The sequence below is a fragment of the Nocardia sp. NPDC004860 genome (assembly GCF_040609015.1).
Lineage (GTDB): Bacteria > Actinomycetota > Actinomycetes > Mycobacteriales > Mycobacteriaceae > Nocardia.
Genome location: NZ_JBEXJI010000003.1, coordinates 1 through 23,466, shown reverse-complemented (window position 1 = coordinate 23,466; position 23,466 = coordinate 1). Strand labels below are relative to the sequence as shown.

27 protein-coding genes are annotated in these 23,466 nt (G+C 66.8%); 13 read left to right on the top strand and 14 right to left on the bottom strand.

Features of this window, described 5'->3' with window-relative positions:
* Window positions 1–27 precede the first annotated feature (27 nt).
* Entirely contained in the window at window positions 28–1,035 is a 1,008-nt protein-coding gene (locus ABZV44_RS07695; RefSeq protein WP_354833184.1) for a pentapeptide repeat-containing protein, read from the bottom strand.
* Between the two features lie 119 nt (window positions 1,036–1,154).
* Window positions 1,155–1,544 (bottom strand): MerR family transcriptional regulator, encoded by a 390-nt coding sequence (locus tag ABZV44_RS07690; RefSeq protein WP_354833182.1) that lies wholly within the window; start codon window positions 1,542–1,544, stop codon window positions 1,155–1,157.
* Between the two features lie 115 nt (window positions 1,545–1,659).
* Here ABZV44_RS07690 and ABZV44_RS07685 point away from each other — a divergent pair, with 115 nt between their 5' ends.
* Both ABZV44_RS07685 and ABZV44_RS07680 read left to right on the top strand, forming a co-directional pair.
* On the top strand, window positions 1,660–2,322 hold the full coding sequence (locus tag ABZV44_RS07685; protein WP_354833180.1) for a class II aldolase/adducin family protein: 663 nt from the start codon (window positions 1,660–1,662) through the stop codon (window positions 2,320–2,322).
* A complete protein-coding gene (locus ABZV44_RS07680; RefSeq protein ID WP_354833179.1) occupies window positions 2,319–2,705 on the top strand; it encodes a carboxymuconolactone decarboxylase family protein in 387 nt (128 codons plus the stop codon). The genes ABZV44_RS07685 and ABZV44_RS07680 overlap by 4 nt, the downstream gene beginning before the upstream one ends.
* A gap of 635 nt (window positions 2,706–3,340) precedes the next feature.
* Here ABZV44_RS07680 and ABZV44_RS07675 read toward each other — a convergent pair.
* Together ABZV44_RS07675 and ABZV44_RS07670 are read right to left on the bottom strand one after the other, a co-directional pair.
* Complete coding sequence (locus tag ABZV44_RS07675) at window positions 3,341–4,165, bottom strand: NAD(P)H-binding protein (protein ID WP_354833178.1); 825 nt, start codon at window positions 4,163–4,165, stop codon at window positions 3,341–3,343.
* Between the two features lie 47 nt (window positions 4,166–4,212).
* Entirely contained in the window at window positions 4,213–4,599 is a 387-nt protein-coding gene (locus ABZV44_RS07670; RefSeq protein ID WP_354833177.1) for a cupin domain-containing protein, read from the bottom strand.
* Window positions 4,600–4,688: 89 nt separating this feature from the next.
* Between ABZV44_RS07670 and ABZV44_RS07665 the strand changes: the two genes are divergently transcribed.
* Window positions 4,689–5,336 (top strand): TetR/AcrR family transcriptional regulator, encoded by a 648-nt coding sequence (locus tag ABZV44_RS07665; RefSeq protein WP_354833176.1) that lies wholly within the window; start codon window positions 4,689–4,691, stop codon window positions 5,334–5,336.
* Window positions 5,337–5,465: 129 nt separating this feature from the next.
* Here ABZV44_RS07665 and ABZV44_RS07660 read toward each other — a convergent pair whose 3' ends face one another.
* A complete protein-coding gene (locus tag ABZV44_RS07660; RefSeq protein WP_354833174.1) occupies window positions 5,466–5,927 on the bottom strand; it encodes a DUF6194 family protein in 462 nt (153 codons plus the stop codon).
* Between the two features lie 63 nt (window positions 5,928–5,990).
* Here ABZV44_RS07660 and ABZV44_RS07655 point away from each other — a divergent pair, with 63 nt between their 5' ends.
* The gene (locus tag ABZV44_RS07655) at window positions 5,991–6,752 is read left to right on the top strand and encodes a MerR family transcriptional regulator (protein WP_354833173.1); all 762 of its coding nucleotides are present in this window, start codon (window positions 5,991–5,993) and stop codon (window positions 6,750–6,752) included.
* 193 nt (window positions 6,753–6,945) lie between these two features.
* On the opposite strand, the gene ABZV44_RS07650 is transcribed toward ABZV44_RS07655, so the two are convergent.
* A complete protein-coding gene (locus tag ABZV44_RS07650) occupies window positions 6,946–7,296 on the bottom strand; it encodes a DUF397 domain-containing protein (RefSeq protein ID WP_354833172.1) in 351 nt (116 codons plus the stop codon).
* Entirely contained in the window at window positions 7,286–8,191 is a 906-nt protein-coding gene (locus ABZV44_RS07645) for a helix-turn-helix transcriptional regulator (protein ID WP_354833171.1), read from the bottom strand. Before ABZV44_RS07645 ends, ABZV44_RS07650 begins: the two co-directional genes overlap by 11 nt.
* A 415-nt stretch (window positions 8,192–8,606) precedes the next feature.
* On the opposite strand from ABZV44_RS07645, the gene ABZV44_RS07640 reads away from it, so the two are divergent.
* Complete coding sequence (locus tag ABZV44_RS07640) at window positions 8,607–8,840, top strand: hypothetical protein (RefSeq protein WP_354833169.1); 234 nt, start codon at window positions 8,607–8,609, stop codon at window positions 8,838–8,840.
* A 440-nt stretch (window positions 8,841–9,280) separates the two neighbouring features.
* On the opposite strand, the gene ABZV44_RS07635 is transcribed toward ABZV44_RS07640, so the two are convergent.
* Window positions 9,281–9,661 (bottom strand): hypothetical protein, encoded by a 381-nt coding sequence (locus ABZV44_RS07635; protein ID WP_354833167.1) that lies wholly within the window; start codon window positions 9,659–9,661, stop codon window positions 9,281–9,283.
* A 274-nt stretch (window positions 9,662–9,935) separates the two neighbouring features.
* Here ABZV44_RS07635 and ABZV44_RS07630 point away from each other — a divergent pair, with 274 nt between their 5' ends.
* Window positions 9,936–11,027: an alpha/beta fold hydrolase gene (locus tag ABZV44_RS07630; RefSeq protein ID WP_354833165.1), complete on the top strand. Its 1,092-nt coding sequence runs from the start codon at window positions 9,936–9,938 to the stop codon at window positions 11,025–11,027.
* 90 nt (window positions 11,028–11,117) lie between these two features.
* Here the strand turns inward: ABZV44_RS07630 and ABZV44_RS07625 are convergent, their stop codons facing one another.
* Window positions 11,118–12,548, bottom strand: a complete 1,431-nt coding sequence (locus ABZV44_RS07625) for a stealth family protein (RefSeq protein ID WP_354834048.1) — start codon at window positions 12,546–12,548, stop codon at window positions 11,118–11,120.
* Between the two features lie 605 nt (window positions 12,549–13,153).
* On the opposite strand from ABZV44_RS07625, the gene ABZV44_RS07620 reads away from it, so the two are divergent.
* From ABZV44_RS07620 to ABZV44_RS07600, 5 genes are read left to right on the top strand one after another with little or no spacing between them, the layout of a single operon-like run.
* Window positions 13,154–13,633, top strand: a complete 480-nt coding sequence (locus ABZV44_RS07620) for a hypothetical protein (RefSeq protein WP_354833163.1) — start codon at window positions 13,154–13,156, stop codon at window positions 13,631–13,633.
* 17 nt (window positions 13,634–13,650) lie between these two features.
* The gene (locus tag ABZV44_RS07615; protein WP_354833161.1) at window positions 13,651–14,226 is read left to right on the top strand and encodes a TerD family protein; all 576 of its coding nucleotides are present in this window, start codon (window positions 13,651–13,653) and stop codon (window positions 14,224–14,226) included.
* The gene (locus ABZV44_RS07610) at window positions 14,223–14,519 is read left to right on the top strand and encodes an MTH1187 family thiamine-binding protein (RefSeq protein ID WP_354833159.1); all 297 of its coding nucleotides are present in this window, start codon (window positions 14,223–14,225) and stop codon (window positions 14,517–14,519) included. Before ABZV44_RS07615 ends, ABZV44_RS07610 begins: the two co-directional genes overlap by 4 nt.
* 6 nt (window positions 14,520–14,525) lie before the next feature.
* Window positions 14,526–14,876, top strand: coding sequence for a hypothetical protein (locus ABZV44_RS07605; RefSeq protein WP_354833157.1), 351 nt, complete (start codon window positions 14,526–14,528; stop codon window positions 14,874–14,876).
* A gap of 2 nt (window positions 14,877–14,878) precedes the next feature.
* Entirely contained in the window at window positions 14,879–15,193 is a 315-nt protein-coding gene (locus tag ABZV44_RS07600) for an antibiotic biosynthesis monooxygenase family protein (RefSeq protein ID WP_354833155.1), read from the top strand.
* Window positions 15,194–15,206: 13 nt separating this feature from the next.
* Here ABZV44_RS07600 and ABZV44_RS07595 read toward each other — a convergent pair whose 3' ends face one another.
* From ABZV44_RS07595 to mfd, 3 genes are all read right to left on the bottom strand, one after another.
* Window positions 15,207–16,190 (bottom strand): hypothetical protein, encoded by a 984-nt coding sequence (locus tag ABZV44_RS07595; RefSeq protein ID WP_354833153.1) that lies wholly within the window; start codon window positions 16,188–16,190, stop codon window positions 15,207–15,209.
* A gap of 98 nt (window positions 16,191–16,288) precedes the next feature.
* A complete protein-coding gene (locus ABZV44_RS07590; protein WP_354834046.1) occupies window positions 16,289–17,008 on the bottom strand; it encodes a MazG family protein in 720 nt (239 codons plus the stop codon).
* A gap of 214 nt (window positions 17,009–17,222) precedes the next feature.
* Window positions 17,223–20,840: a transcription-repair coupling factor gene (mfd, locus tag ABZV44_RS07585; RefSeq protein ID WP_354833152.1), complete on the bottom strand. Its 3,618-nt coding sequence runs from the start codon at window positions 20,838–20,840 to the stop codon at window positions 17,223–17,225.
* Between the two features lie 126 nt (window positions 20,841–20,966).
* Between mfd and ABZV44_RS07580 the strand changes: the two genes are divergently transcribed.
* Entirely contained in the window at window positions 20,967–21,350 is a 384-nt protein-coding gene (locus ABZV44_RS07580; RefSeq protein WP_354833150.1) for a DUF1801 domain-containing protein, read from the top strand.
* Window positions 21,351–21,447: 97 nt separating this feature from the next.
* Here the strand turns inward: ABZV44_RS07580 and ABZV44_RS07575 are convergent, their stop codons facing one another.
* On the bottom strand, window positions 21,448–21,645 hold the full coding sequence (locus ABZV44_RS07575) for a hypothetical protein (RefSeq protein WP_354833148.1): 198 nt from the start codon (window positions 21,643–21,645) through the stop codon (window positions 21,448–21,450).
* Window positions 21,646–21,789: 144 nt separating this feature from the next.
* Between ABZV44_RS07575 and ABZV44_RS07570 the strand changes: the two genes are divergently transcribed.
* Window positions 21,790–22,617: a hypothetical protein gene (locus ABZV44_RS07570; RefSeq protein ID WP_354833146.1), complete on the top strand. Its 828-nt coding sequence runs from the start codon at window positions 21,790–21,792 to the stop codon at window positions 22,615–22,617.
* Between the two features lie 110 nt (window positions 22,618–22,727).
* Here ABZV44_RS07570 and ABZV44_RS07565 read toward each other — a convergent pair whose 3' ends face one another.
* Window positions 22,728–23,336: a TetR/AcrR family transcriptional regulator gene (locus ABZV44_RS07565; protein WP_354833144.1), complete on the bottom strand. Its 609-nt coding sequence runs from the start codon at window positions 23,334–23,336 to the stop codon at window positions 22,728–22,730.
* Window positions 23,337–23,466: the final 130 nt, after the last annotated feature.

Genomic DNA, 23,466 nt, shown 5'->3' with positions numbered 1-23,466 from the left:
ACTCGCTTCCTCGAGCCCTCGAGGAAATCAGCACTGTTGGCTGGACTGGATCACGGGACTGGAGTCGCTGGGTGGGGGTGTGTACCCCTTGGGCCACACCGTCTTGTCGTCGTAGGTCAGATGGTCGGTGCTCGAGAGTTGGTGGAGATCGGCATTCGCAAGGTTCGCTCCTTCCAGATGAGCGAAACTGAGGTCCGCCATAAAGAGGTCGGCGCCCGAGAGGTTCGCGCCCCGTAACGACGTGTCGTGCAGCGTTGCATGCGACAGGTTCGCGCCTCTGCCGTTCGGCGTCGATAAGTTCACGCCGTCCAACCTCGAGTGGGACAGGTTCGCAAACCCAAGGTTGGCGCCGGAAAGATCTGCACCCTGCAGGTTTGCAAAATCCACTCGCGCGCCCTGCAAGTCGGTGTCATCCAGTTTGGCCGCGCAGAGCTTGGACCATGTCAACCACGCATTCATGAAGACCGTATGGCTGAAACGCTTGCCGGACAGATCGACCATGACCAGGCAGGTCTTCCGGAGATCGAGCTGGTGGTCCTGGAACAGCGTGTACGTGTGACTGATAGCCGCTGCGGCAGCCCACAGGTCGGCCGGTGGCGGCTCCGCGATCGGAGCGGTATCTGCCGGCGGCTTGAAGTCCGGGCAATGGGTTAATTCTCCCGCCCGCAGAAACGCGCTGAGTACATCGACCACCGTTTGCGAGTCGGCCGCGGAATCTCGCGCAATGCGCTCCAGCGCGTAGACTCCGCCTACTCGTATGGTCTGCTGGTCGGATCCCAGATGCTCGACGGACTTACCGAAACGGTCGGTTACTTCCACTTGCTGGGACAGACCGTACTGGTGCCGTGTCTCACGCAGATTCAGACCCGTGAACACCAGCGCTCCAACGGCCGCCAACGCGGTGGCGATGGCCGCCATCGCGGTCCACAAGTCCTTGTTGGCCCAGCCGCGCGCAGCACCGGCTGCGGTCCGATGCGGCCGCTGGTCTCCCGATGCTTTCGGCGCCTCCGGCGGCGTCGGCTTACTCGAGGTCACCGCGGCATCATGACGCCGGACAGCAGATGGCGAACGACACCACGCCGTACGCGACCAGCGTCGACGCAGGGCTCCCAACTTGCACACTGACTCGACTCACGGTGGCGTAGCACGTCGGGCTAGGTCGGGTCGTTGGGTGGTGACTGCCAGGTCGCCATCTGCGCGCGGAACGTCGCGCATGTCACGATGTCGGGCTTGCTGCATTGGACGGCGTGGGCCAGGAGTTCGTGGGCATGCTGAAGGTCGATGATGCGGCGCTCGATCTCGACGAGCTTGGCGGTCAGCATCGCCTTGCGCTGCGGCCGGTCCTGCTGGAACTCGCGAATCTCGTCCAGGCTGAGACCGGCTGTTTGGCATTTGCGCAACAGCACGATCCGGTCCGCGGCGTCGGCCGGATAGCGGCGCTGCCCACCCCGCCGTTCGGGTTCCGGCAAGAGCCCGTGCCGCTCCCAATACCGGATCGCCGAGGCCGGGACTCCGGTGCTCGCGGCGAGCTGGCCGATGGTCATCACGGCCGTTCCTCCTCGTCTGACTCGACGCTTGACTTAAACCCAAGTTTAAGGCGCACGGTAGTCGTCACCGGCGGCAACCGGCCGCCGACAACCGAATCCGAAAGGTCAGATCATGACGGGAACACCGGCGACGACACCACAAGCCCAACAGATCGCCGAGACCGCCGCGCAGCTCTTCGTGGCCGGCGTGATGTCGCACTCCGGGCACGCCAACCTCAGCGCGCGGGTGGATAGCGAACGCTTCGCCATGACCCCGGGCTTCGTCCGCGATCTGCGCCCCGACCAGGTGGCGATCGTCCACCAGGACGGTCGGGTCCTCGAGGGGAAGCTGCGGTCCGCCAGCGCCGAGATCATCACCATGCACGGCATCGTCTATCGCAAGCGCCCCGAGGTGGGGGCGGTCATCCATACGCACTCCCCCGCCTCGACCGCGTTCGCCGTGGCCAATCGGCCGCTGCCGTGCCGCACCGAGCCGATGCTGCGTTTCGGCCAGGCCGAGGACGTGCCGATCGTCGCATGGGGACCGCGCGGGTCGGACGTGTCGGTCCGCAGCATCGCGCAGGTCCTCGACGAACGCCCGACCACGCGGGCCGTGCTGCTGGCCAACCACGGCCTGATGGTCTTCGGCACGGACCCCGCGTCGGCCGCCGAGCTCGTGTACGCGATCGAGGAAAGTGCCGAAGCGGAAATCGCCGCGCAGGCGATCGGCGGGGCCGTGGACTTCCCCGCGGGCGCCCTCGAGGCCGTCCGCGCGTCGATGGCCCGGGTGTCATGAGCGACACCGCATCCCGCGCCGAAGCGATCCGCGACCGCTACCGTTCGACCCTCGGCACCATCCCCCGCGGCGCCGAAGATCGCCTGCGCCTGGCAGAACAACACGATCGGCTCGACACCGAAGAAGCGGTCATGGCGCTGCGGCACATCGTGCTGACCGATAATGCGCTGGGACCACGCGTGCAGCAGCTCGTCCACTTCGGTCAACTGCTGGCCCTGGGCCGATCCGACCCTGCCCGGATCCACGCCCGCGGCGCACTCCACGCCGGCGCGACCACCGGCGACCTGATCGGCGTGGCCGAAACCGCTGTCCTGACCGCCGGCGTGCCCGCCTACGCCCTCGGCATCGAAATCATCGCCGAACTCATCGGACCACCTGACTGAAAAACGCAGCCCTTCAGCCACCCGGTCACTACGGAGGGTCCGGCCTCGCCCCGGACCCTCCGGGGTTTCGCCCACATCAGCTCCTGCGGTATGCGGCAGAAGAGCACGCTGCCATGTGCGAATGAACGGCCAACCCAACCGTTCCAAACGCGCACTACAGCTGAGGAATTGGCGCGAGCTGTTCTACAGCAGATTGTGCGGGATTGCACCGGTCGTCCGAAACTCGGCTGCTTGGAGAATGATGGTAGGGCTGGGTCCTGGCCAGGGTCTGGTCCAGGTGCTGGTGGGATGCTCTCCAATTCGGTTGCCCGCCAGCGTGACCGGTGCGGCTCCCTCATGGCTGTGATCCAACTGCGCCACCCCACTACCGGCCGTGTCTGCTACGACGCACGCAGAGCTGGCGGGAAGACCTCGATGGACCGAGATCTACTCGATCGGGGAATCGGTCGGAATCGGGTGAGCCCATGGAAGTTGGGGCCCCTCGTTTCGCGGACCGGCCAGCGCGGGGCGGTCAGCGGCGAGACCGATTGTGGCCCAGAAACATCCGCCTCTGCCGATGAACGGTGAGCGGTGGCTGACGTTTCGAGGTGCGACCCAGCGTGGTTGGTGATTCGCTCTTCGGCTACCGGCCCGGGTCAGCGGAAGTCAGCGGTGTGGTCGAGGACCCATTGCCGGTAGCTGCGAGGCGGTTCGCCGACGAGGTCGGTCGAGATCGGTGTGGGTTCGATCGGGTGCGAGATGGCCCGTTCGTAGTAGCGCAGCAGGGAGTCGGCGATGCTCGAGGGAATCCCTTGGGCAGCCATATGGTCTCGCGCGTCGGACGGGTCGACCCGTTCGAATCGGATGGGCTTGCCGATGGCCTCACCGATCAGTTTCGCCTGCTCTGCCTGCGTCACCAGTTCCGGGCCGGTCAGGACCGGCGCGGTGGAGAGCAGGTCGTCGGACAGCAGTGCCCGCACGATGGCGGCGGCGAGGTCGCGTTCGTGGATCGGGGCGATCAGGGCATCGGCGTAGGCGGCGCGAACCACCTCGCCGGCACGGATTTGCCCGGCCCACTGCCGGGTGTTGGCCGCGAACATCCCGGCCCGCAAGAAGGTCCATTCCAGTCCGGTGCGTTCGATGCGTTGTTCGAGGTCACGGTGGGCGATGCCGGTGTGGTTGCCGGGATGCTCGTCGAGCACCGACGACGAGGACAGCAAGACGATTCGGCGCACCCCGGCCGCCGTGGCCTGCCGAAGCAGTGCATCCACGGTGTCGTGCACCGCGGCCGGGTTGAGGAATATCGCGGTCACTCCCGCCAGGGCATGCGAGTCCGTTTGCGAGGCAATGACTTCCACTCCGGCGGGCAGTGCGGCGGCAACGGGGTTGCGGCTGGTAGCGCGAACTGTGACGCCGGCAGTGAGCAGTCGCTCGACAACCTGCCTGCCGACATTGCCGGTGGCGCCGGTGACGAGGTACATCTGTTTCGCTCCCGTCTATTTCGGAATCTGTTGTACTGCAGGGGTTGTCACAGGTCGCGTCGTTCCAGACGTGTACCGCGGCGCAGCGTCACGGACATCAGGTCGGTAGGTCCTTCCAGTTCAATGCGGTGCCACCGGTTTTGCGGCACGACGTACGCCTGCCCCGGCCCCACAGACAACGAATCCTCTTCGTCTCCAGGCCTTTCCGGCCGCAAATACATGCGAATCCCACCGGAGAGCACTGCGACGAGTTCAGCTCCAGCCGGGTGGATCTCCCAGTGATCACCATGTGCGTCGGCGTCGGACTCGAGGTGGAAGGTGGCCAGCGTCCAGCCGTCGATATCGCCACTCATCCGGCGCTGTTCGCCGAACACCTGCCCGTCGGGAAGCATGCGCACGCCGCAGGCGAACAGATCGATAGGGGTCAGTTGCATGAGGGTTCCTCCGGAGAGTGTTTTTGTACGTGTATAAAAACTAGACCAACATCGGTCTCGCTGTCGAGAGCTCATGCCAAGATGGTTCGGTGGGAAGCCGTACCGGACGTCCGCCGCGCCTGTCGCGAGCACAGATTGTGGCCATCGCACGCGAACTCATCGAGACTCACGGCGTGGAAGCACTGACGATGCGGCGACTCGCGACCGAACTGAGCGTCACGCCGATGGCGGTCTACCACCACGTGCGCGACAAGGATGAGTTGTTGCTGCTGCTCCTGGACGAAGCCGCCACGGGCATGCAACGACCCGACCTCCCCGACAACCCGCGAGAACAGCTGATCGTCGCCGCGCTCGCCATGCACGACACCCTCGCGCGGGTGCCGTGGATCGTCGAGGTGCTGACCGCAGACGACCTGTTCTCACCGGCAGCCCTGTGGTATCCGGAAACCATCATCGACGCCGCGATGACCAGCGGCCTCACCGCCGACAACGCGGTACACGCGTACCGCACGATCTGGTACTACACAATCGGCGAGATCCTCGCGCGGGCCTCGGCAACACGACGCCGCGCCACCGACACCCGAGCGACATTCCGCGAACAGACCTTCGCCAACATCGATTCCGCCGAACTGCCAAGGCTGGCCGCGGTCGCCGACCGCTGGGCGAAGCTCACCGAAATGGACACCTACGAACATGGCCTGCGCGCTCTCGTCGACGGTCTGCTCACCAGGCCCTGAACTCAGGTGGAGGGGTTCTGGTCGGTCAGCCCCTACAACGCCGATGGATTACTTCCAGTCGCACGCGATGGCCCCGGAGTGGCTGCCGAGGTGGCTCGTCCGCCGCCGCAGGAGTGTGCCATGCATTTGTCAGGATTCGGTGCGGCGTTCGTAGCGAGCGCGGGCTCGAGCGTGGGCGTTTCGGAGCAGGTTCCGGATGGGGGCCTCGGTTCGGGGGCCGGGGTTGACGACGGCTAGCCAGGCGGCTGAGGCGTAGATCGGGTGGGGGATCAGGGTGTCGGTGGCGCTCGGGTCGAGGGAGCCTGATTCGCGGGGAGTGTGACCTGTCCACTCGATGAACTCGTCCCGCGATGTGTTGATGTTCAGGCGGAACGTGTCGGGGCGGTCGAGCTGGGAGGTGGTGTCGTCGGGGTAGTCCTTCGTGATGAGGGTGGCGAAGGGCTGGACTGTGGTGGGGGTGATGCCGTCGGGGGCGTAGTAGAAGAAGTAGTCGCCCCAGGCGATTTCGGGGGTGCCGTCACCGGGGGCCGGGTGGAGGGTGAGGACGCCGCCGAAGGATTCGATGTATGCGGCCAGGTCGTCGATGGTCATGAGTTACAGCGTTACATTGAAGTGCTTGTGTGGACTTTTCCCTGGATATAGGGAGGTGGGGAGTTGCCAAGTCGCAACTCGGGCCGATTGCGGACGGTGGATGTGGCGCGGCTTGCGGGGTGCTCGGTGCAGCAGGTTCGCAACCTGGAGAACGAGGGTGTGCTGCCGCCGGCGATCCGCACGGACGCTGGCTACCGGATGTATGGCGAAGCCCATCTGTGGTCGGTACGGGCGTACCGGAGTCTCGCGGCGGGCGCGGGGCCGGGGGCGGCCAAGCAGATCCTGCGGGCCGCGCAGGCCGGAGCCGGCACCGAGATGCTCGCGTTACTGGATGCGGTGCACGGGCGGCTCGACGGCGAGCGGCGGGAACTCGAAATCGCTGGGGCCGCAGCCAGGTTGATCGCCGAAGAACCCATCACGGATACGCGTCCCTCGGACGAGATGGGCGTGACCGAGTTGGCGGAGGCACTGGGAGTGCGGGCCTCCACGCTGCGGCACTGGGACGCGATGGGGCTGGTTGTGCCCGGACGTGGCGACAGCCGGGGTGCACGCAGATATGCGCCGGCCGAGGTGCGGGATGCGCGGATCGTGCATCAGTTACGGGCCGCGGGGTACCGGATTCCGCAGTTGCAGGAGTTGATGCCGCAGTTCCGGGGTGCGCGGCGGTGGGACGCGGTGATGGCCGGGCTGGCCGCGCGGGACAAGAGCATCGAGAACCGATCCCGGGCGCTGTTCGAGGGCACGGCGGCACTCAGTACGGCCATTTCGGCGGCGGCCGATGAGGGAAGATCGACTTCTCCTGAAGGAATGCCGATTCCGGACTGACGGAAGAAGGTATTTTCGCGCTCTGCCGTATACCGCACTGTTCGGTACGGCCAAGCAACTCCTGGTTACGCTGTGCAGCAAGGATTTCGCCGCACCTAAAATGGACCACTTCGGCTGCCGCCGCGATACGAACCGACGAGCGGTCCGGTGATCAGAGCGCATCCGACGGCGGGCATATCAACGAAAAGTATTGTCAGCGATTGAATTCGGCGTTGGCCACGCCCTTGGTGAAGGCGGACCATTCGGCGGGGGTGTAGTCGAGGGCGGTGCCGTGGGGGTTGGTGAGCGTGGCACCGCCCGCGGCGGAGACGGTGACAGAGAGTTGGTCGCCGATTCGGCCGGAGTTGCCACTCAGCACGAGATCCAGCAAGGCGGGCCAGAGTTCGGGAGCAATCGCGAGCACTGGTTGATCGTGCGACGGGCCTGCGTACTTGCTGTCTCGGAGGAGAACGTGTTCTGTGCGATGTGCGACCTCTACGCAGTCCGAGCCGCCCTGGCTGTAGCTGGATTTGAACCATTGAACGACGGTCGAGTCAGCGTTCACTCTCGTGTCTCCTTGCTATCTCTCGCAGAAAGTCGCGGCTCGGGCGGGTGTCCAGGCTCGCCTGCTGAAGCTTGTCGAATGCCTGGCGGAACCTCAGCACATCGGTGCGCTTCTCGAGATAGGCGCTACCGGCGTAGCCCTCGCAGTAGACCTGCGGAGGTTCCGTGACGTTGTTGCCGCGTACGGATCCACCGAAATCCATGATCGTGAACGGTGGCAGCGCAGCCCCGAGGGGCAGTCCCGCTCGGAACGGCATCACTCGGATATCGATGTTGTCATGCGTACTCATGTCAGCCACGTGTCGGCACTGTGCCGCCATTACACGATTGTCCCCGACCACGGTGCGTAATACGTTCTCGTGCAGGACTACTGATACCTCGGTCGGGCGTCGCGAACGAGTGAGGAGGTGCTGCCGCTGCACGCGGATCTGCACCCTGCGTTCCAGTTCGTCGTCGGTGTCGTCGAGGAAGAAGGCCCGGTCGACGGCCCGGGCGTAATCCGCGGTCTGTAGCAAGCCATGCATGATCAGTGGTTGGAAGATCGTCAAAGCCGTTGCGCCGGACTCTAATCCGACGTAGAGGTTGGCCCATGCCGGGATGAGGTCGCCATAGGCGTACCACCACGATTTCGCCGGTACCTGCTCGGCGAGGCCCTGTGCGACAGCGGTATTCGCCTCGCTCAATCCGTAGGCTTCGCAGAGGGCCAGGACATCGTTGACCCGCACTCTTCCGGTCTCACCTCGCTCGAGGCGGCTCAGTGTGGGCCGACTCCATTGCACCAGCGCCGCGGCCTCGTCCAGGTTCATGCCCGTCGCTGTGCGCGCATCTCGCAATAGCCGACCGAGCTGCCGACGCGGCAATGTGGTGCCGGTGTCCTCGGGCTCGTGGTCCGCCATCCGTCCGTCCTCTCATCCGGCCGACGCGTTCCTCTCGTTTTGAGAGGAAGACTATGCCTCTCATGAGAAGTGAGCTGCGGCTTCGCGTTGATTTCGGAAATACGGCGGCGAGTCGGGCCCTGTGTCGCCACCGGGAGCATCGTCAGCTCATGGCTACGACCGTCCGACTCAGTGAGGGGCTGCCGTAATGGTTTGGGACATTTGGTTTTTACTTCTGATTACTGCTACGGGAACCGCACTTCTGGCTGTCGCACGGTGGGGATTCGGCGATGCCCGTGCGGCTGCACCAGGTCACGCGGCGCTGGTTGCGGGCAGATTCGCCCGCGTGCCGCTACATAACCGCCACCGCGTGCGTGGCAGACACCGCGCGTGGTGACGACGTGCCCTCTTCCCGTCAGACGACTCGGAGTCGATGATGACCAATCCCTATATCGCGCCCGCTGATCCACCCTCGTCCGACCGGGCGGCCGCTCTGCGCGACCACCCCGCATGGCACGCCGAGCCCTCGCGCGGCACGGTGTTCTCCGATCGCGAGATCGAAGCCCTGTTGCGCGCCCATAGTGAGGCGTGCGAGAAGGCCGGCTGTGCGCTGCGCCGACACCTCGTGCGGCTGCGCGACGAGCGTGCGCAGGAGGGGCGGCGACCATGATCAGACTGCCCGATTGGGTGAAAGTAGGTGCGCCCGTGCGGTTCCGGATGACCGGAAGGGACGACGCGGACTGCATCATCACCACGATCACATCGGCCGGGCGAGTCACTCTCTGCAATGGCGAGCGCTTCGACCCGACCCACCTGACGTCCGGAAGTGATGATGCCGCACGATATTTCGAGAAGCTCAACCGCTTGTCGCGAGTGACGAAATCGGTGCGCACAGCCTGACTCGGGGTGCCGGCGGCCGCACTGGGCTCGAAGGCCATCCGGTACCCGCAGCCCACTCGCCGTGCGCTGCCCCGAGGCCGCGAGTCCGACCGGGAGAAGGTCGTCGACCATGGCTCCCCCGCTCCCCGGATGCGCGCTTCGTTCCGAGGTGATCACACGCCAATGTGGAGCGCGCTGACAGCGCGCTCCACAGGATCATGGTGTGGGTATTCAGTCGATCTTGACGCTGAGGCCGTAGTCGACGGTGCTGTGGCTGGGCGAGGACACCGTGAGCCGGTAGGAACCGTTGACCGGCAGGGTGACCGAGGTCCACTGGCGCTGGTAGGACAGGGTTCCGGTGGGGCCGGTGATGGTGACCGTGGCGTCCGACCAGTAGGGGGTGGCGTCGACCACCATGACCTGGCCGCCGCGGGCGTCGACCTCGTAGGTGTCGTGGCTGAAGCCGGTCAGGTGGCCGCTGACGTAGCCGTTGTCGGTGCCGTAGGCGAAGTAGACCTGGTGCACGTCGTCCGCGGAGGCGGGGCCGGCGCCGAGGATGGTTGCGGTCGAGGCGGCGGCGAGGACGGTGGCGGCGAGGAATTTCTTTCTCATGCTGCCGAGAGTGGGCGGCGGCACCAATCAGATTCCAACCGAACACTATTGGCGCATATCAGCGCCATCGCTCAGCGGCGCCCTCGCGGTAGCGGGCTCGTATGGAGCGAGGACACACCCCTCTCGGGGTTGGAGGTCCTCACACCGACCTACTCGCGCCGTTGTTGGAACGTGGAATCCCCCTGCAACCGGGACGAACGGACGCGGCCGCGGCTCTACCTTCGGCATCCAGGTTCGGGCAGTGAAGCCCGGCACCTGCAGGAAGGACATCCAGATGACCACGAGCAAGCGGATGCGCGTGCGCATCGCCGCCGCGATCATGGGCGCGGCCGTGATGGCCGGTACGCACAGCGTGAACGCCCAGGCCGCTACCCAGCCCACGATCCAGGATCTCGTCGACGCCATCAACACCGGCGTGACCACCGCCGGCAAGGCACTCGCGGACACCGGCATCTCCAGTGCGCCGCACTCCACCATTCCGACCGGCAACGGTCCCGAAATGACCGACGCGGTGGCCGCGTTCACCTTCTCACTCGCCAACGAGAACATGGCGCCCGGCGGCGCCAACGACTGGAACTGCAAACCCAGTGCGGCACACCCCGAGCCGGTGGTGCTGCTGCACGGATCCTGGATGAACGCCTATGACGGCTTCGCCTACCTGTCGCCCAAGATCAAAGCGGCCGGATTCTGCGTGTACGCGCTGAACTTCGGCCAGGAGGGTCTGCTGCAGCAGGGTGGTCTCGGCGCGCTGGTGCCGGGCGTCAATGGCATTGCGCCCATGGAGGATTCGGCCAAGGAGGTCGCCACCTTCATCGACAAGGTGCTCACGTCGACCGGCGCACACCAGGTCGACATCATCGGGCACTCCCAGGGCGGCACGGTCGCCGACCAATATCTGAAGTTCGACGGCGGCGCCGGGAAGGTCGACCAGTTGATCACCTTCGGGGCCACCTACCACGGCACCACCCTCGACGGCATCGCCACTCTGGGCCGCCATCTGACGGACATGGGTTTCAACGCACTGGGATTCAGCCAGCTGCTGGTCGGTCAGGGCCTGATCGAGCAGGTCGCCGGATCCAGCTTCTACTCGACCCTCGACGCCACCGGCGACACCGTCCCCGGCGTGCACTACACCAGCGTCGCCACCACCCACGACGAGATCTCGACGCCGTACAACGCCACGTTCCTGACCGCCGGACCCGGCGCGACGGTGAACAACGTGACCCTGCAGGACAACTGCGGTATCGACCTGTCCGACCACCTGTCGATGATGTACTCCCCACGGGCCGCGTCCATCGCCCTACACGCCCTGGACCCGGCCGGCCATCCGAACCTGGTCTGCACCTTCAATCCGTACGCACTCTGAGCGACCGCCCGGGTTCGCCGCGTGGGTGCGCGCCGAACCCGGGCCCGGACCAGCAGCGCCCACCGGACAGTTGACAGTTGCCCGGAAAGGTCAGGCCGCGCCGGACTCGAAGGCCGTCATGGTGCCGACGGTGGCATCCGGCTTTTCCCAGGGGGCCGGATCCGGGAAGTACGTTTCCAGGAATTCCGAGACGGCGCGGACCCGTTCGGCCTCCGGGACCTCCGGGAAACTGCCGTCATTGAGGCAGAAGAAATCTACGTTGCGGCGTTTGGCCAGGCCATCGAGCAGCGCCAGGCCCGTGTACAAGGTGGTGTCCACATAGCGCATCTTGGCGGCCTCCTGCGGGACCGCGCGGCCCGTGAGCAGGGCGTAGTAGTGGTACAGGGAATTCGTCACCGAGATATCGGTGGCGGCGCGGAAGCGGCTGGCTCGGGTACGCGCGAAATCCTCGGCGAACACCTCCTCCATTTCCAGGAGCACACTGCGGCGCAAGGGCACCGGCGTGTGCTCGAGGTGGCGGGTGATGACGTGGCCGAAACGCTCGGTCAGCAGGGCGCGGTTGACGCGGGCCGCGTTCTCGAAACCGCTGCGGCGTTCGTTATTGGCGCCCGGGCCGATTCGGGTGCCCGCTTCGATATAGCGGCTGATGCCCGCGGGAGTGAAGAACATGGACGGGCGCACGGGCCGGGCGAAGAACATGTCGTCGTTGGAGTAGAGGAAGTGCTCCGACAAGCCCTCGATGTGCTGCAGTTGGCATTCGATCGCATGGGAATTGAACACCGGCAGGCCGCTGAGGTCCGAGAAGTGGTCCACCGCACGGACAATGGTAACCTTCGGGTCGTCGGCCAGCCAGTCCGGAATCCGGGAATCGGTGGCGATGAAGATGCGGCGGATCCACGGCGCGTTCTTGTGCACCGAGCGCAGGGCGTAGCGCAGCTCGTCGATCTGGCGGATGCGGGCGTCCGCCTCGTCGCCCTCGCCGACCACCACCTGCGCCATCATTCCGGCACGGCGGGCGCGGAATTCGGGGTCGGTGCCGTCCACCCACGAGAAGACCAGGTCGATATCGAAGCCGACATCGGTCGGGATGGGGGTGAACATCCCCGCCAGGGTGGGCCAACTGGCGTCATAGAGCAGCACGGTGGCGGGTTCCACGTCGGCGACGTCGAAGACCATGCGGGTCAGCGCATTCGGGCGCGGGCACTCGACGGTGTCGCCGTGGTACTCCCACAGCTCCAGCTCCACATGATGGGCCGGGTCCAGGTCGCGGCCGAGACGGAAGACATTGTGCGGCTTCTCGTTGCAGGAGAAGCCCGCGACCATCGCGGCACCCAGCACCCGTCTCAGAGCCGACCGGTGACCGCTGTCCACGGCCAGTACCAGCCGATGGTCGGCATCGCGCACCAGCACGAACGGCACGTCCGCGGCGGCCAGTTCGCCACGCAGGTAACGCAGATCGCCGATGACCGCATCCGATACCACCAGATTCGTCGCGGTCGCGCGCCCCACCATCTCCACCATTTCCGGCTGCTGCCCCGAACCCAGATCCGCCATCACCATCTCCGCTCTCTTCGCGCTGTTCACCTCACATCTGCAGCCCCGGACCGGCGCGACCGGACGCCGGGCGGGCCCGGTACCGGCAGCGTCGTCAAACCTGTTGGGCAGTCAGAAGAACGGAGCGGACAGGGCGGTGCGAGGTGTATTCCACGGTCGTCGCTGATACGGCCGGAATCCCATTCGCACTCACCTCACTCGTTCACATGGCGTCTGCCGCGCCGGTTGGGAAAAGCTGCTGCGTTCGTCGACACCCGGATGGGCGGACGATATTCACCGGGCGGTCATCGGCCGGTTACTCGCATGACCTCGTTCAGTCGAGGGACTGTTACGAATGATGCAACCGTTACCGCTTCTCGTCAATCTGTTTCCACGCAGGTCCGGCGGTGTTTTCACAGTCGTAACGGACGAACCTCGCGGAACCGGCATGCCGCGGGCCCCGATCGGACGCCAGCGGGCCAGCGCGGCAACGGCATACACTTGCGGCAGCACAGTCCAGCCCGCTGTGCGGAGCCGATGGTGAGGTGACGCGGATGGTAGCCGAAGCGCGGGAACGTCAGGAGCCCTCGACAGTGACGGAACCGGACGACACCGAGACGACAGCACATCCGACCGACCACCCCGAACTGGACGCCCTCCCCGAATGGCCGCAGGACACCATCGCGGTCCTCGTCACCACCGATCCGGCACCGCACGCCATCCCGGTCTCCTGGCCGGTGCGCGCCGGTGACCGCCGAATCCTGCTCAGCCTCAAGTTCGATCGGGGCTCGCTCGCGCGGCTGCGGGAACGCCCCGATATCGCGCTGCTGATTCTGGGCGGCGGCGATGTGGCGCTGTGCGCCCGCGGCACCGCCAAGGTGATCGCCGATCCCATGCCGGACGCGGACGACTATGTGGCGGTGGAATTGACAGTCGAGGTGATCGACGACCATCGGCAATCAGCATTTGCGGTCGCCACGGGAATTCAGCGCACCGTCCTCGACGACAGCGAACTACGCTATCTGGAGAAACGAGTCGCGACGCTCAAAGCGATGGCGGCCGACCGCAACTGAGTATCGAAGGAGTCCGTGTGTCTGTCAGCTTGGCCAAGGGCGGAAACGTTTCGCTGTCCAAACAGGCTCCCAACCTGACCAAGGTCGCGGTGGCGCTGGGCTGGGACGTGCGCACCACCACCGGCGCCGATTACGACCTGGACGCCAGCGCACTGGCCTGCGGATCCAACCAGCGCGTGCTCTCCGACGCGCACTTCATCTTCTACAACAACCTGCGCTCCCCCGAGGGCACCATCGAGCACACCGGCGACAACCTCACCGGCGCGGGCGACGGTGACGACGAGGTGATCAATGTCGATCTGGCCGCCATGCCGCCGACCATCACCAATATCTTCTTCCCGGTCTCCATCCACGAGGCCGACGTCCGCCGCCAGTCCTTCGGCCAGGTCCGCAACGCCTACATCCGCGTGATCGACGCCGTGACCAGTTCCGAACTGGCGCGCTTCGACCTCACCGAGGACGCGTCCACCGAAACCGCCATGGTCTTCGGCGAGCTCTACCGCCACGGCCCCGAGTGGAAGTTCCGCGCCATCGGCCAGGGCTACGCCTCCGGCCTGGCCGGCATCGCCCGCGACTACGGCGTGAACGTTTGATCATCGCCTTCTCCGTGACCCCGCTCGGCGTCGGCGAGAACGTCGGCCGCGCCGTCGCCGAAGCGGTCCGGATCGTCCGCGCCAGCGGCCTCCCCAACGAGACCAATGCCATGTTCACCACCATCGAGGGTGAATGGGACGAGGTCATGGCCGTCGTCAAACAGGCCACCGACGCCGTCATGGCAGTCGCCCCACGCTGCAGCCTCGTCCTCAAAGCCGACATCCGCCCGGGCGTCACCGACGCCATGAAAGCCAAGGTCGAAACCGTCGAGCGGTACCTCGCCGAGGAATAGAGGATCGTGGGCGAGGCCGTCGCGGCCGCTGAAGGGGCGGATGCGCGCGTCATCGCCTATGTGCGGGCCACGGTGGAGTTGGCGGGGGCGGGGGCGCATCGAATCGCGGTCCTCGGCGGGGCCGGGCTCACGGATGAGAGTGCACGGGAGCGGATTTCGCGTACGCATCATGAGATCGCCGAACCGCTGCGGCAGGCGCTCGCTGAGCGAGGAGATCCGGAACCGGAGTTGATCGCGGAGCTGGTCGATGGGGCGTTGGGACGGGCCATCGATCGGATCGACGCGGGGGATGGTTTCGATCGGGTGCTGTCCACCACCGTGCGATTCATCGGTCGCGCGCTGAATCTCGAGGAGTAGTCATGTTTGTCGTCGTCAATGAGTTGTTCGTGGCGGACGCGGATCGGGAGGTGTTCGAACGGAACTTCGGGGCGAGCATGCGGGGGACGCTGTCGGCGGTGCCGGGGCTGGTGGGGGCGCGGCTGATGCGCGCCCGGGAGGTCGGGCGCGGCTATGTGTCGATGCTCGAATTCGCCGATGAGGCCGCGTATATCGGGTATCTGCAGTCGGATGCGTTTCGGGCGGCACACGACTGGCCCGACCACGCGCCGATCGAGAGCAATGTATTGAGCACCTATTCGGTGATCACCGACGTAGTCGAGAACGTCCGGCCCTGAGCGGTCCGCGCGGTCAGGAGATGCGTTGGCGGAGCCAGGTGGGGATTTCGTCGCCGGCGCGGGGGTAGGTGGCGAGTTCGCGGCGGCATTCGTCGGGTTCGGGGATGGGGAGCCAGTCGGGGATTTCCTTGAAGGACAGGGTGAATTCGGCCTTGGTGGAGGCGGCGCGGAGGACGACCTGGCCGCTGAGCCAGGTGCCGGTCATCTGGTCGTAGCAGACTTCCTTGAGCCGGTTGAGAAGAGTGAGGATCTCCTCGGAGGGCCGGAGCTCGTCGGTGTGATCGGCGTCGGGGTCGGTCAGTTCCAGCTGGATACCGGCGTGGCCGTCGTCGCCGACCCGGGAGAACCACAGGACCGCGAGATTCCAGTCGACGGGGAGCGCTTCGGTGAGGGCACTCACGAGCGCGCTCTCCACCATGTCGCGATCGGGTGAGCGGGGCGCGACCGGCGGCGCGTCGGCCGGCGCGTCCTCGACGGCACGTACCGACAGACCGGGCTGATGCTCCCGCATCACGTCCACCACCATCGGCACCGGCACCGGCAGCCGCTCGGCCACGATGAACAGCCGGCGGTCCGGATGGCGGCGCATGGTCACATCGCCGAGTGCCTGTACGCGGTCACGGAATTCGGCCGGATCGCGCAGCACCACCTCGGCGAACATCTCCGCGCGACCGCCCTTGCGCAGCCGCCCGATGCCCAGCCGCACCCGCTCCACCTCCGCCCACGCCACATGCGGAAACCCGCGATAGGTGAAGCCCTGGTCGGTGATCAGCAGGGTCGGCTGCGGGCGAAGCAGATCCTCGAGCATGGCGTACACCCCGAAACCGAACAACGCCATGGCCAATCCGCCGAGCACACGCATGACCAGCTGCTGATTGCCGTCGAACACCACGAAACCGGGTAGCGCGGTCATCAATAGGAAGAAGACCAGCGCGATGATCGCACCCGTTCGTGGCGGGTAGTACTCGGTTATCGATTCGCGCCCCGAAGCATGCACCCCTCTGACGCTAGCCGAAACGAGCCGAAGGCAACACCGCCGTTATCGCCCGGCATCGCGACCGCGACGCCCGATCCGTCCGCGACGTCGGATCCCGTTCAGCCGCGCGGCCAGTACCGATGCCAGTCCGCGGCGGCCAGCGCGCGTCGCTCGCCCCGATCGATTTCGGCAGCATCCTCGGCGGCGCGGATGTCGGTGGCGAACGCGAGAGTGGCCTTGCGCAACCGCTCTTCGGCACTGTCCGGCCCGCCGAGCTCCACGACACGCAGAGCGCCGGGAATCAGCTCCTCGGGTAAACCCGCCTTGATACCTCGCGAGCGAACCTTCTCCGCCAGCGCCAGCGCGGGCTGCGCCATGGCAATGCCGTCCAGGCAGGAGCGCCGCGCCTTCTCGGCGGATTTGCGCTCCTCCCAAGCCTTTTCCTGCGCCGCGATCTTGTCGGCGACCGCCGCGGCCGGATCGATGCCGTATTCCCCGGAACCGTATTCACCGATCAGATGCGGACTGCGGTGCACCAGCTTGGACACCAGCGCCGCGGCCACGTCGGCGACGGTGAATTCCCCAGCGGCCTCGGCGATCCGGGAGTGGAACAGCACCTGCAGCAGCAGATCCCCCAGCTCCTCCTTGATGGTCTCCGCGTCTTCGGCCTGAATGGCGTCCAGGAGTTCGTATGTCTCCTCCAGCAGGTACGGCCGCAGCGAATCGTGCGTCTGCGTCACCTCCCACCCGCCGAAGTTCCACAGCCGGTCCATCACCTCGACCGCCTCGCCCAGCGCCGCGATCATGCGCGCGGTATCCGCCGCGGATTCGGCCACCATCGCCTCGCGCGCCGCCTCGCCACGCACGAAACCGCCTCCCGCGCTGGGCTGTTCCGAGCTCCGCTGGACAGACTCGCCCCGCCGGGCCGACTCCGCTCCCGCGCCGTTCCCGGTACTCATCACGCCACCGCAGCCGCGAACCGGACGCACGAAGCCGTCGGCGAGACGGCCCGCCCTACGGCCGCCCGTGGCGGGATTGCGTTCGTCGGACAACTCATCGGGGAGCCAGCACCTCGGTTGCGACCTTGACATCCACTGCGCCCGGGGCCTTTCCGTCCAGGGCGAGCAGCAGGTCGGCGACGAACTGGAGCACCTGCACGTCACGGACGCGGGCGGCACCGACGCTGTCCTCGACGCGCGGCAGCGGCAGCTGGACGATGCCGGTCGCCGGGCGGTAGGTGGCGTTGGGGTACAGCCGCTTCAGCCGCAGCTGCTTGGAATCCGGGAGCTGCAGCGGCGACACCTTCAGAGTGGTTCCGGTGACACCGATCTCGGCGATGGCGTACTCGCGGGCCAGCAGTCGCAGCTTGGCGACCGAGACCAGACGGCCGACCTCCACGGGGAGCGGGCCGTAGCGGTCCACCAGTTCCTCGACCACGGCCGAGAGCGCCGAATCGTCCTGGGCGGCGGCGAGTTTGCGGTACGCCTCCAGGCGCAGGCGGTCGGAGGCGATGTAGTCGGGCGGAATGTGGGCGTCCACCGGCAGGTCGATGCGGACCTCCTTGACCTCCTCGTCCACCGAGATCGGGCGGCCGTCGGCGGCGGCCCGGTAGGCCTCCACCGCCTCGCCGACCAGGCGGACGTACAGGTCGAAGCCGACGCCCGCGACATGCCCGGACTGCTCGGCGCCCAGCACATTGCCCGCGCCGCGAATCTCGAGGTCCTTCATGGCCACCGCCATGCCCGCGCCCAGATCCGAGTTCTGCGAGATGGTCGCGAGCCGGTCGTAGGCGGTCTCGGTGAGCGGCTTCTCCGGCGGGTACAGGAAGTAGGCGTAGCCGCGTTCCCGCGAGCGGCCGACCCGCCCGCGCAGCTGGTGCAGCTGCGAAAGACCCAGGGCGTCGGCGCGTTCCACGATCAGGGTATTGGCATTGGAGATGTCCAGACCGGTCTCGATGATGGTGGTGCACACCAGCACATCGAATTCCCGCTCCCAGAAGCCCTGCACGGTCTTCTCGAGCATGTCCTCGTTCATCTGCCCGTGCGCGACCACCACTCGCGCCTCCGGCACCAGGTCGCGAATCCGCTTGGCCGCCTTGTCGATCGACGAGACCCGGTTGTGCACGTAGAACACCTGGCCGTCGCGCAGCAGCTCACGGCGGATGGCCGCGGCCACCTGCTTGTCGTTGTAGGCGCCCACGTAGGTGAGCACCGGATGCCGCTCCTCCGGCGGAGTGAGGATGGTCGACATCTCGCGAATACCGGCGAGGGACATCTCCAGCGTGCGCGGAATCGGCGTGGCGGACATGGTCAGGACGTCCACGTGGGTGCGCAGCGCCTTGATGTGCTCCTTGTGCTCGACGCCGAACCGCTGCTCCTCGTCGATGACGACCAGGCCCAGGTCCTTCCAGCGCACTCCGGTCTGCAGCAGACGATGGGTGCCCACCACGATGTCGACATCCTTGGTGGTCATGCCCTCCAGGATTTCCCGCGATTCGGCCGCATCGGTGAAGCGGGACAGGCCCTTCACCACCACCGGGAAACCGGCCATCCGCTCGGTGAAGGTCTGCAGATGCTGTTGCGCCAGCAGCGTGGTCGGTACCAGCACGGCCACCTGCTTGCCGTCCTGCACCGCCTTGAAGGCAGCGCGCACCGCGATCTCGGTCTTGCCGTAGCCGACGTCACCGCAGATGACGCGGTCCATCGGGACCGCCTTCTCCATATCGGACTTCACCTCGGCGATGGCCGAGAGCTGATCGACGGTCTCGGTGAACGCGAAGGCGTCCTCCATCTCCTGCTGCCACGGCGTGTCCACGCCGAAGGCGTGGCCGGGCGCGGCCTGCCGGGCGGCATAGAGCTGCACCAGCTCGGTGGCGATCTCACGAACCGCCTTGCGCGCCTTGCGCTTCGTATTGGCCCAGTCGGAACCGCCCAGTTTGGACAGCGACGGCATCTCGCCGCCGACATAGCGCGACAGCTGATCCAGCGAGTCCATCGGCACGAACAACCGGTCCCCCGGCTGGCCGCGCTTACTGGGCGCGTACTCGATGACCAGGTACTCGCGGCGCGCGCCGCCGACGGTCCGCTCGATCATCTCCACGAAGCGGCCGATGCCGTGCTGGTCGTGCACCACCATGTCGCCGGCGGTCAGCGCCAGCGGATCGACCTGGTTGCGCCGCCGCGCGGGCAGCTTCTTGCCCTCGCCGGGCGCGGTGACCCGGTTGCCGGTGAGATCGGACTCCGCGATCACCACCAGCTTGGCGTCGTCGAACACGACGCCGTCGTGCAGCGACCCGCACAACACGCCGACCAGTCCGCGCACCGGCTCGGCACCGGCCTCCAACGCCGCCGCGGGCACCTCGGCATCGGCGAGCCGTTCCAGAATGCGTTGCGCCGTACCGTGTCCGGCCACCACGATGACCGCGCGGCCACCGGTCGCGACATGCGCGCGCAGCGAGGCGAAGATGGTGGCGACCAGCTCCTCCGAACCGCGCGCCGAGGCGGCGGCCAGCACCGGCAGCGCGATCTCCCGCGGATCGTCGGCGGCCAGCGGGCTCAGCGTCCACCAGGGCAGGCCGCGCCGCTCGGCATCGGCGTGCACCACATCCAGACCCCGGTAACCCGAGGCGGCCAGATCCAGGCCGTGCGCGCCCAGCGGGGCGGCCCCGCCGAAGGATGCCGCCGTCCACGACGCCTCCAGGAACTCCTGCCCGGTGCGCACCAGGTCGGCGGCGCGGGTGCGGACCTTCTCCGGATCGCACAGCAGCACATGGGTTTCCGCGGGCAGCACATCCACCAGCAGTTGCAGCTCACCGGGCTGCAGCACCGGCAGCAGTGCCTCCATGCCCTCCACCGGGACGCCCTGGGAGATCTTCTCCAGCATCTCCACCAGCGCGGCATCGGCCGGATTCTCGGCGGCCACCTGCGCGGCGCGTTCCCGCAGGGCGTCGGTGAGCAGCAGTTCCCGGCACGGCGGCGCGACCACCAGGTCGATCGGCACCTCGTGAATCGAGCGCTGGTCCTGCACCGAGAAGGCGCGCACCTCGGAGACCTCGTCGCCCCAGAACTCCACGCGCACCGGATGATCCGCGGTCGGCGGGAAGACGTCCAGAATGCCGCCGCGCACCGCGAACTCGCCGCGCTTGCCGACCATGTCGACCCGCTCGTAGGCGAATTCCACCAGCCGCGTGAGCAATTGGTCGAAATCGAACTCGGCGCCGCGGCGCAGCACGATGGGTTCGATCTCCCCGAGCCCCGCCGCCATCGGCTGCATGAGCGAGCGCACCGTGGTGACCACCACCCGCAGCGGACCCGCGAACCCCGGGTCCTCCGGATGCGCCAGCCGGCGCAGCACCTGCAGCCGCCGGCCCACGGTGTCCGCGCCCGGCGAGAGCCGCTCGTGCGGCAGCGTCTCCCAGGACGGGAACAACGCGACCGTGTCGCCCAGCATCTCCGTCAGCTCGACGGCCAGATCGTCGGCCTCCCGCCCGGTGGCCGTCACCACCAGCAGCGGGCGGTGCCCGGCAATGGTCGACGCCACGAACGGCCGTACCGCCGACGGCGCGACCAGCATCGCCGACTCCCGGCCGATCAGGCTCGCGACCTGCTCCAGCGCGGCATCGGCACCGGCCACCGCAGCCAATCCCGCCAGAGGTGGACGTTGGGTGGTCATGGGGCAGACTCCTCGGCGCAGATCAGCGTTTCAGACAGCCAACTGAGTCTAGTCACCCGCTGTGACAGCTTCAGCACGCAGACGCTTCTTGGCACCCGGGCGCCCCGGCCGTGCTCGGATGGCGGAATGTCCCGTGCGAGTGATCCGCGGGTGGACGCCTACATCGACGCTCTGCCCGGCCGGCAACAGGCCATCCGCGGCCAGGTCCGCGACCTGGTGCACGCGGCCGACCCGGCGGTCGAGGAGACCATCGAACGCACGGTCCGCCCCTACTTCGTGCTCGACGGCAATATCTGCGCGCTGCTCGCCACCAAGAAGGCCGTCGACATCCTCCTCTGCGACGGTGCCATCGTGCCCGATCCCGAGGGCATCATCACCGGTGGTCACGACAACAAGACCGCCCGCATGATCGCCGTGGCGGAGGGCGAAACCCTCGATGCTCCAGCCCTTCTCGCCATGTTCCGGCAGATCATCGCCAACAATCGGGCGGGCGGTGTCGGGGCCCTGTGATAACAATGGTCCCCGCGGGGAGGAGGTCCGGGGCTCGACCCGCTGTGACCAGAACGCCCGGGTCCAGGGGGACAGCATGACCACACCGCCACCCGCGTCACCCGCCGGCGGGCAACCGGATCATCACAGCGACCCACCGCAGCCGGACAGCCAGTGGGCAGCCACCCAGCAGTGGCACGGGCAACCGGCTCGGACGCAGTTTCCGCCACAGGGCCAGTTCCCGTCGCAGCAGCAATTCGGGCAACCGCAGCGGCAGTTCGGGCAGCCCCAGCACTTCGCCCCGGGACCGGGTCACGATGTTCCGCAGCCGGGGTTCCCGCCACCAGGGTTCGGTTCGCCGCAGGGACCGGGCTTCGATCCACACGCGCAGTTCGGTTCCCCGCAGGCACGGTTCGGTTCTCCGCAGGGCCGGTTCAGCGCGCCGCAGAGCCAGTTCGGTATGCCGCAAGGACAATTCGCGCAGCAGCAGCCCTTCGCCGCACCCGGTCAGTTCGGCGCACAATCGCCGGTGGTCACACAACCGGTGGGGCGCAACAGGAATCGGATGATCCTGCTGGCGCTGGCCGGAGTCGCGGTGCTGGTCGTGGGTGCGGTGATCGCCGTGGTGACGACGCGGTCGGATGATTCGGGCGGCACGCAGGCCCAGTCCCCGGAGACGTCGAGCGCGGCCGCCACCACCAAAACCGGAGCGGGCACGAGCGATCCGGCGGCGATGGTGCTGGCGGTCGACGACCTGCCGATCGGGTGGACCGAGGACACCAAGAAGGAGCAGCAGACCAACGACGGCACCGATGAGGCGCGGGTCTCGGGTGAGACTCCGGACTGCACCGCGAAGCTGAAGAAGGAGGCCGCCCCGCCCGCGACCAAACCGGCGGCGAAGGCCACCTCCGCCTTCGGCCAGAAGGGCGGCTACGGCGGGGCCGCGGTGACGACGACGGTCGCATTCCGCACCCCCACCGAGATCAAGAACGAATTCGACGAGGAGAAGGACGCCTCCGACAACTGCCCGACGGTGATCTACGACGGCATGCAGATCGTGTACACGAAGATCTCGAACATTCCGGCGGTGGGCGACGAGATCATCGGCTACCAGATGGACGCCACGGCGGCCGGCGGCGGCCAGGCCCGCGGCCTGCACTATGTCTGCCGGTCGGGCGGCAAGATCTGGTACTTCGACTACAACGCCAACGTCAACGACTACCACGCCGACGAGGCCAACCGCCTGTTCAGCAAGGCGCTCACCAAGTGGCAGGCGGGGCTCAAGTAGCCGATTCGCGAAACCCGCTGCGCCGCAGCACTGCTCGCTACGTGCTCACACGCACCGCACGGTGCTCACCGCACTGCACAGTGCACAGCCTCACTGCACCGCGCTCAGTCTCACTGCACGTAGCGACGCAGGCGCCGAGCCGCGAATTCGCGGAAGTAGGCGACCTTCTCCTCGGGCACGATGCTCGGCAGCAGGAAGTACCAGGCCCGCTCCATGCGGGTCGCCATCTGATCGATGGACTCGGTGCTGACCGCGACGATATGGACGCCGCTGGTCATCTCCTGCAGCAGCATGCCGATGGTGTCGGGATCCAGGTCGGGTTTGAGATCCCCCTGGGTGATCGCGCGTTCGGCGAGCAAACGGTGCGTCTCACCCCAGGTCTTGGCGATATTGTCGCCGCTCGCGCCGCGATAGTCGCCGATCTGGTGGGTCAGTTTGAGCATCGCGCCCACCATCGGATCGTTCATGGTGAGGTCGGCGACCACATAGGTGATCCCGATGCACGCCTCCAGCGCCGGCACCCGCGGATCGAAGAATCCCTGGCATGCGCTGACCAGTCGCTCGTTGCCCTGATCGACGACCGCGCGCGCCAGTTCTTCCTTGGATCCGAAGTGAAAGTACAACGCGCCCTTGGTCACATTCGACTGCGCGATGATCTCGGACAGGGACGCGTTCGCGTAGCCCAGTCGCAGAAAGACATCGGCCGCGCCCGCGAGCACGGAATCGCGAGTGATCTCCGCACGCGCCTGCCTAGTGCTGCGTTCCTCAATGATCGTGTATCTTGTTGCTGGTCTTGGTGGTTCGGGTGTGGTCGAGGTGGGTTCTGCCGAAGGTGTTGGTTGCGCGGGC